This window comes from Methylomonas rivi (assembly GCF_024505165.1).
GTDB lineage: Bacteria > Pseudomonadota > Gammaproteobacteria > Methylococcales > Methylomonadaceae > Methylomonas > Methylomonas rivi.
The window spans coordinates 1-2,166 of record NZ_JANIBK010000276.1; the positions used below are offsets into that span (position 1 = coordinate 1).

The window sequence follows — 2,166 nt, forward strand, 5'->3', positions numbered from 1 at the left end:
CCTCGCTAGATCGCGACGGCGCGGCCTTTAAGCAGCTGATCGCCGGCATGGCCGGGGAACTGCTCGAGCAAAGTCTCGAGGCTGCCGGCTTGGAACCCGCGGCCGCCCCGGCCAGATGACCGCGATCCAGGCATGAGTATCCTCTATGGCAAACGGCTGCGCGGCTGGCGATTTATCCTCTTCAACATTTGCCTGGGGCTGGGCCATGCCCTGGTGATATTCAATGCCGGCGCCTATATCGCCATGCTGCCCAGAGTCGCCGGCGGACTGGGAATACCGCCCAGTTTCGCCACCTGGACCCAGACCGACTACATTATCGGTCTGGCCTTGGCGTTTCCGGTGGGCGGCTGGCTTGCGCGCCGCATCGGCGAGTATCGGCCGTTCGTGGCGGCTTTTGCCGCCTTCGCGCTGGCCTCCTGGTTGTGCGCCTATTGCAGCGGTTTTTACCCCTATCTGGCCGGCCGAATCTTGCTGGGGTTTTCCGGCGGCCTGACCCTGCCGCTGGGCCAGTCGCTGCTGATTAAGGAATATCCGCAAAAACGCAAGTCTCTCGGCATCGGCGTTTGGAGCATTTTCACCTTGACACCGTTCAGTTTCGGCCCGCCGTTCGGCGGCTGGATTGCCGACAACCTGGGCTGGCGCTGGCTGTTTTGGTTCAACATCCCGCTGGCTCTGAGCATTGCCGGTATCGTCGGCGCCCTGCTCTATCGGCGCGGCGGCCAGCGGATCCGGCACCGCTTCGACACGCTGGGCTTTGTCCTGCTGGGCTTGGCATTGTTCGGCCTTCAGACCTTGCTCAACCAGGGTAACGACTGGGATTGGCGGCATTCCGCCTACCTGATCGGCCTGACGGTTGCGACCGTCGTCGCGCTGGTTTGCTGGGTGATTTGGGAATTAAGCGTCCGCCGTCCTTTTCTCGACATCCGCTTGTTCGGCCGGCGCAATTTCGCGATAGGAACCCTGGCGCTGTTCTGCGGTTTCCTCTGTTTTCTGGGATTATTATCGATGTTGATCGTGCAGTTGCAATTGACCTTCGGTTATTCGTCCTGGCTGGCCGGCCTGGTATTTTTGCCGACCGCGATTCTGGCCAAACCCATGGCCGGCGTGTTTCACGAAATCGTCAAACGTTGCGATGCCCGTTTGCTGGCCAGCGCCAATCTGCTGGGTTTCGCGGCCACCTATTTCTGGCTAAGCCGCTTCGACACTGCGGACGATCTGGCCCAATTGTTCTGGCCGAAATTATTGGAAGGCGCGTGCCTGGGCAGTTTCTTCGTTCCGTTAACCGCCCTGTTGCTGCACGGCCTACCGCAAGAGCGGCACTGGCGGGCGCTGGAACTGGCCAACCTGATGCGTATCGCCGCCGGCGCGATCGGTATTACCCTGCAAGGCATCCTGATTTATCGGCGGGCTCCGCTGCACCTAAACCATTTCGCCGAACGGCGCGATACCTTTGCGCTGAGCGACCACCCGGTCTTGGACACGCTAGGAGCGGCGGGTTTTACCGAATCGCGGGCCTTGACCCAGCTGGCCAAGCTGGCCGGCCGCGATGCCGTCACCCACGCCATCAACGATACTTACTGGGCCGCCGGCTGCGTATTCGCCGGTTTGTCGGTATTGGTCTGGTTTGCCCATCCTACCCGGCCGCCGCGCCATCCCAGCGGCAGGCTGTGGCTGCGCCGTAAAATCCAGGAAATATTCGCCGAGGAAGCCTGATGAAGCCGCTGCGTCTCCTGGCCTGGATGGTGCTGTCCTTATCCGCCTGCGCTTGCGCCAGGTTTGGAGAAAACAGCCAGAGGGCCCGAATGCAAGCCTTGCCGTCCATCCGACAAACCCTGGCTGACGCCATGCCGCGGTTCGATAATCAACAATGGCCGGCGGCTGCCTGGTGGAATCAGTTCGATAACCCGGCCTTGAGCCGATTGATCGAAACCGCGCTGGCCGGCAACCCGGACTTAAAGGCCGCCGAGGCCCGCCTCCGGCAATCGCAAGCCATGGTCGACTCCCAGGCCGCCGAACTCTACCCCACGGTTGACGCCAACATCAGTTTCAGCGCGCAACGCTTCTCGGCCAACAGCACCCAGGCCAAACTGGCCGGCGAAAACTTCCGCCAGTTGCTGATCACTCCGTTGATCTTGCGTTATCACCTGGATTTTTGGGGCCGCGACC

Annotated in this window: 2 protein-coding genes; both read left to right on the forward strand. The window is 61.5% G+C overall.

From position 1 onward, the window contains the following. The first annotated feature begins 132 nt into the window (after positions 1 to 132). Entirely contained in the window at positions 133 to 1,713 is a 1,581-nt protein-coding gene (locus NP596_RS21030) for a DHA2 family efflux MFS transporter permease subunit (RefSeq protein WP_256617343.1), read from the forward strand. Next, positions 1,713 to 2,166, forward strand: a 454-nt coding sequence (locus tag NP596_RS21035; protein WP_256617344.1) for a TolC family protein, incomplete at its 3' end; no start/stop codon positions are given. The genes NP596_RS21030 and NP596_RS21035, both read left to right, overlap by 1 nt.

Excerpts from the sequence above, each read along its gene's own strand:
- NP596_RS21030 (WP_256617343.1), top strand. The coding sequence starts at position 133 with ATGAGTATCCTCTATGGCAAACGGCTGCGCGGCTGGCGATTTATCCTC.